This window comes from Streptomyces thermodiastaticus (assembly GCF_014656135.1).
Lineage (GTDB): Bacteria > Actinomycetota > Actinomycetes > Streptomycetales > Streptomycetaceae > Streptomyces > Streptomyces thermodiastaticus.
The window spans coordinates 1-5,582 of the sequence record NZ_BNBV01000043.1; the positions used below are offsets into that span (position 1 = coordinate 1).

Annotated in this window: 3 protein-coding genes and 2 tRNA genes; 2 read left to right on the forward strand and 3 right to left on the reverse strand. The window is 72.9% G+C overall.

Features of this window, described 5'->3' with window-relative positions; all coding sequences use genetic code 11:
* The 3 genes from IE286_RS25525 to IE286_RS25535 all read right to left on the reverse strand — a co-directional run bounded on the left by IE286_RS25525 (position 1) and on the right by IE286_RS25535 (position 1,880).
* Positions 1-75 (reverse strand) — tRNA-Asp (locus IE286_RS25525).
* Between the two features lie 50 nt (positions 76-125).
* Positions 126-198 (reverse strand) — tRNA-Glu (locus IE286_RS25530).
* 80 nt (positions 199-278) lie between these two features.
* A complete protein-coding gene (locus IE286_RS25535) occupies positions 279-1,880 on the reverse strand; it encodes a metallophosphoesterase family protein (RefSeq protein ID WP_189799130.1) in 1,602 nt (533 codons plus the stop codon).
* A gap of 365 nt (positions 1,881-2,245) precedes the next feature.
* Between IE286_RS25535 and IE286_RS25540 the strand changes: the two genes are divergently transcribed.
* Together IE286_RS25540 and IE286_RS25545 are read left to right on the forward strand one after the other, a co-directional pair.
* Positions 2,246-2,596, forward strand: coding sequence for a metallopeptidase family protein (locus tag IE286_RS25540; RefSeq protein ID WP_189799131.1), 351 nt, complete (start codon positions 2,246-2,248; stop codon positions 2,594-2,596).
* Between the two features lie 990 nt (positions 2,597-3,586).
* On the forward strand, positions 3,587-5,582 hold a 1,996-nt coding region (locus IE286_RS25545; protein WP_189799132.1), incomplete at its 3' end, for a DEAD/DEAH box helicase.

Sequence of the window (5,582 nt, forward strand, 5' to 3'; positions counted from 1 at the left end):
CGGTCCTGACGGGATTTGAACCCGCGGCCTCCACCTTGACAGGGTGGCGAGCACTCCAAACTGCTCCACAGGACCATGTGGTGCTGCGCGAACCGATGAAGCCAAGTTTCGCACATCGTCTTGCGTGCCCCCAACGGGATTCGAACCCGTGCTACCGCCTTGAAAGGGCGGCGTCCTAGGCCGCTAGACGATGAGGGCTATCGGCCCGCCTGGGCGCTTCTCAGCGCGTCGGGGACGTGAGAAGCATATGGGATGGCGAGGTGGATCGCCAAAACCGTTTACCGGGCCGAGGGTGAGGGGGACCCCGGCGAGGGGGAGGCGCCCGGCTGGTTCTCCTCCGGCAGGTGGCGGCTGACCTCGGCCGTCGCCTCGCCCAGCCCGCCCAGCTGGATCTCGTCCCAGGCCTGCAGGCGCCGGCTGTCGCGGTCGAAGTAGAGGATCGACGCCTCCACCGGTGCGGGGTGCTCCTGCTCCACCGCGCGCAGCCCGCTGCCGCCGGTCGAGCCCTCCATACGCAGCCGGGTGCCGTACGGCAGGGTCTCGGTGCCCTCGTGGTGCAGGTGGCCGCAGAGCACCAGCGGCACGGTGCCGTCCGTCTCCCGGGCGGCGGCCGGCTCGTGGACGACGGCGATGTCCACCGGGGTGCCCGCGGCCCGCTGGGCGCGCAGGGCGGAGGCCAGGCGGTCGCCGGCGAGGCGTTCGGCGGCGTCCCCGCCGGGTGCCACGGAGCGGTCGGGGGTGAACTGGGGGTCGCCGGTGCCGGCGAAGCGCAGGCCGGCGATGGTCGCGGCGCGTCCGTCGTCGAGGACGTGCACGTTCTTCATGTGCTCCAGGTAGCGCTGGGTGGTGGCCGAGTCGTGGTTGCCGCGGACCCAGACGTACGGCACGCCGAGGTCTTCGATCGGGTCGAGGAAGCTGTTCTCGGCGGCGGTGCCGTGGTCCATGGTGTCGCCGGAGTCGACGATCACGTCGACCTGGTACTGCTGCACCAGTGAGTCGATGATCTTCCAGCTCGCCGGGTTGAGGTGGATGTCGGAGACGTGCAGGACCCGGATGGTCGTGGGGTCGGGCCGGTAGACGGGCAGCGTGGAGGTGGTCTCGTACAGCTTGGTGACGTTGGTGACCAGGCGGGCCAGTTCCTGCTGGTAGGCGTCGAACTCGGTGACGATGCTGCGTGCGTTGCCGACGAGGGAGGGGGCCGAGGACAGCAGGCCGGAGTATTTCGGCTCGAGGACCGATGTCGGGTTCCAGGTGGCGTAGGCCGTGGCTCCCGAGGCGCCGAGCAGGGCGAGGGCGAGGCCGCCGGCCGCGAGGGCGCGGCGTGGGCGCCGGTAGACGGCCAGTCCGAGGGCGGTCGCGCCGGAGACCACGGCGGCGCAGGAGCGCAGGGCCAGGTCGAGGGTGCCGTGTTCGACGTCGTGGACCACTTGGTGCTGGAGGCCGGAGAGGCGTTCGGGGTGGTTCACCAGGTCCTGGGCGCGTTCGGGGTCGAGCTGGTCGACGTCGACGTCGAGGCGGACGGGTGCGGTGTGGCTGTTCAGGCGCAGTGCGCCGAGCGGTGAGACGGTGATCTTCGTGCCGCCGTCGAGGGAGGGCCGCAGGGTCATCGTGGTGTTGACGGGGCCGACGGGGACGTGGACGGTGCCCACGGTCAGCAGTCCGAGCCAGGCTCCGGCGAGTACGACGGTGATCAGGCCGAGGGCGCGGAGCCAGGGGTTGCGCTGTGGTGTCAGGGCGGGGGTGGCGGTTGCTCGTCCGGTGCGGTGCCTCCACCGGGGGCGGCCGGTGCGGTCGGGGCCGGGGGTGCGGTGGCGGCGGCCGGTGTGGTGGGTGAGGCGGGGGACGAGGCGGCTGAGGGCTGTGAGGCGGACGCGGGCCATCGCGCTCCTACGCCGGGGTCAGGCCGGGTGCGCAGGCCGGGGGGCCGTGCTGTCGGGTTGGTTGGGCTGGTGGTGTGAGCAGGTGGGCCGGCCGTGCGGGTGTGCGATGCCCGGGCGCCGCTGTGGCGCCTTGTTCCGCCCTGCGCTGCACGGCACGAGACCCCGCTCCTCTATTCAGCGTGATCGTACGAATGACCCTAGTCGGCTATGCCCGTCCATGGCGCCGGATATGCGTGGTGTGTACGCCCGGTGGGGCCGGGATGCCGTCGGCCGGGGAAGGGATGCGCGCCCAGACCCGGAAGGTGCGCCCGGGAACGGGTGTGCGGGCCGATTGCGGGGGCGGGGGTGTACCGGACAATGGCCGTGTGCTGGAGATGACGCGCGAGGAGTTCGAGGAGCTGGTCGCCGAGGCCCTGGACCGGATCCCGCCGGAGCTGGCGCGGCTGATGGACAACGTCGCGGTGTTCGTCGAGGACGAGCCGCCCGCGGATGATCCCGAGCTGCTCGGCCTGTACGAAGGTGTTCCGCTGACCGAGCGCGGGGAGTGGTACGCGGGCGTGCTGCCCGACCGGATCACGATCTACCGGGGGCCGACGCTGCGGATGTGCGAGACGCGGGAGGAGGTCGTCTCCGAGGCGGAGATCACCGTGGTGCATGAGATCGCCCACCATTTCGGCATCGACGACGCCCGGTTGCACGCGCTGGGCTACGGCTGACGGTGGTACGGGCCGGCTGACGGTGGTGCGGGCGGCGGTGCGGGAGCGGCGTGTCCTCTTGCGGGCGTGGGGAGTTGGGCACGGGGACTTCGTCGTTGTCGAAAGGTGGCTGCCGTGCGCCCCGTGTACGCATCTGTCCGTCTTGCCGTCGCGGTCGTCGCCGTCACTGCCGCGGCGGGCTGTGTGAGCGTGGGCGGGGATGCGGGGGGCAAGGTGCGGCCGTCGCACTCGGCGGGGCGGCGGGCCGGTACCACTCCCGACGGGGGGACGGAGGCGTCCGGCGGTATCACCGGGCGGGCCGGGGGCGGCAGTGGCGGCTCCGGCGGGCACGGGGCGGGCCACCGGCCCGGCGGGGACGGTGCTGTGCCGTCGGCCGCGGCTTCGTCGTCGGTGGCGGGCAGCGTGCCGGCGGCGTCGTCGGCAGGGCGGACGGAGCCGTCCGGGCAGCCGGGTCCCGGCGTCCCCGTCCCTCAGGAGCCGGCGCCGTCCGGGACGTCCGCTGCGCCTCCGTCGCTGCCGCCGGAGCCCTCGCCGTCACCGTCCTCGTCTGCGGAGCCGACACAGGCCGAGCCGTCGCCCTCGGCTTCCGAGGGAGGCGCCGGTACGCAGCTGGATCATCAGGAGCTGGTTCCGGAACCGGAGCGGGTGCCGAGGTGTGCGGGGCTGGGCCGGGTGCAGGAGGAGATGCGGGCCTGAGCCGGGCCGGCGGGCGGGCCGGGTGCGTCGTGGTTCTGCGGGCCCGGTCCGGACGGCCGGTCGGGCCGCGGATGACCTGCGTAGGGCCTGTGGTTTCCCTGCCGGTTTGCTTCAGGGGCCGGTCGGTGCGTATGGTGGCAGATCGTTTGATCCCATTTGCCCGGCGCCCCGCAGAGCGCGCCGTGTGGCGCGTACTCTCCTTTGCCGTGGCGGACCGCATCGAGGCGGTCATGATGCGAAAACACGGAGTTGACGGGCGCGTGCCGACAGGACTCCGGAAGGTTTCGCATTCGCATGACCCTTGCCAGTACTGACCACGTCGTCGCGCCCGAGGGCGCCGAGGACACCGCCGGGAGCCAGGAGGCTCCCGTGGCCACCGCCCCCGCTGCTGGGACTGCTCCGGCGCCCGCCGGGGAGTTCGAGGCGCGCGAGATCACCTTCGCCGATCTGGGCCTGCCCGAGGGCGTGGTGCGCAAGCTCGCGCAGAACGGCGTGACCGTTCCCTTCCCGATCCAGGCCGCGACCATCCCGGACGCCCTGGCCGGCAAGGACATCCTCGGCCGGGGCCGTACCGGCTCCGGCAAGACCCTCTCCTTCGGTCTGCCGACCCTGGCCCAGCTGGCCGGCGGCCGCACCGAGAAGAAGCGGCCTCGGGCCGTGATCCTCACTCCCACCCGTGAGCTGGCCATGCAGGTGGCGGACGCGCTGCAGCCGTACGGCGACGTGCTCGGGCTGCGGATGAAGGTGGTCTGCGGCGGCACCTCCATGGGCAACCAGATCTACGCCCTGGAGAAGGGTGTGGACGTCCTGGTGGCCACTCCGGGCCGGCTGCGGGACATCATCAACCGTGGCGCCTGTTCGCTCGAGGACGTGCGCATCGCCGTGCTCGACGAGGCCGACCAGATGTCCGACCTGGGGTTCCTGCCCGAGGTCACCGAGCTGCTCGACCAGATCCCGGCGGGCGGCCAGCGGATGCTGTTCTCCGCGACGATGGAGAACGAGATCAAGACGCTCGTCGACCGCTACCTGACCGACCCGGTCAGTCACGAGGTGGATGCCGCCCAGGGTGCGGTGACGACGATGTCGCACCACATCCTGATCGTGAAGCCCAAGGACAAGGCGCCGGTCACGGCCGCGATCGCTTCCCGCAAGGGCCGCACCATCATCTTCGTGCGCACCCAGCTCGGCGCCGACCGTGTCGCCGAGCAGCTGCGCGCCGCCGGTGTGAAGGCCGACGCGCTGCACGGCGGCATGACCCAGGGCGCCCGTACGCGCACCCTGGCCGACTTCAAGGACGGGTACGTCAACGTCCTGGTCGCCACGGACGTCGCCGCGCGCGGCATCCACGTCGACGGCATCGACCTCGTCCTCAACGTGGACCCGGCCGGTGACCACAAGGACTACCTGCACCGTGCCGGCCGCACCGCGCGTGCCGGCCGCACGGGCACCGTGGTGTCCCTGGCCCTGCCGCACCAGCGGCGGCAGATCTTCCGCCTGATGGAGGACGCGGGCGTGGACGCCACCCGCCACGTCATCCAGGGCGGTGCGGCCTTCGACCCGGAGGTCGCCGAGATCACCGGTGCGCGGTCGATGACCGAGGTGCAGGCGGAGGCCGCGGCCAACGCGGCCCAGCAGGCCGAGCGCGAGGTCGCGTATCTGACCCGGCAGCTGGAGCGGGCGCAGCGGCGCGCCGAGGAGCTGCGCGAGGAGGCCGACCGGCTGATCGCCCGGGTCGCCCGGGAGCGGGGCGAGGACCCCGAGGCGGCGGTGGCGCAGGCGCAGGCCGAGGCCGCGCTGATGGCCGAGGCGTCGGTGCCGGAGCAGCCGGGACCGCGGGACGTGGACCGTGCGGAGCGCGGCTTCCGCCGGGACGACCGGGACCGGGACCGTGATCGCGACCGTGGCCGTGGTGCCGACCGTGACCGTGGCGGGCGTTCGTACGAGCGGCGTGACGACCGGGGCGGATTCCGCCGGGACGACCGGGGTGAGCGTGAGCGCGGCGACCGGGGCGGCTACCGGCGTGACGACCGTCCCGCACGCTCCTTCGACCGCGACCGTGACCAGGACCGCGCTTTCGCCCGCCGGGACGACGAGCGTGGTGACCGTGGCGACCGGGGCTTCCGCCGGGACGACCGGGACCGCGACCGTGAGCGCGGCTTCGACCGTGACCGCTTCGACCGCGACCGTGACCGGGGCTACGACCGTGACCGTGGCGGGCGTTCCTACGACCGGCGTGACGACCGGGGCGGCTTCGGCCGCGACCGCGACCGTGGTTTCGACCGCGACCGCG

Excerpts from the sequence above, each read along its gene's own strand:
- IE286_RS25535 (WP_189799130.1), bottom strand. The coding sequence starts at position 1,880 with ATGGCCCGCGTCCGCCTCACAGCCCTCAGCCGCCTCGTCCCCCGCCTC.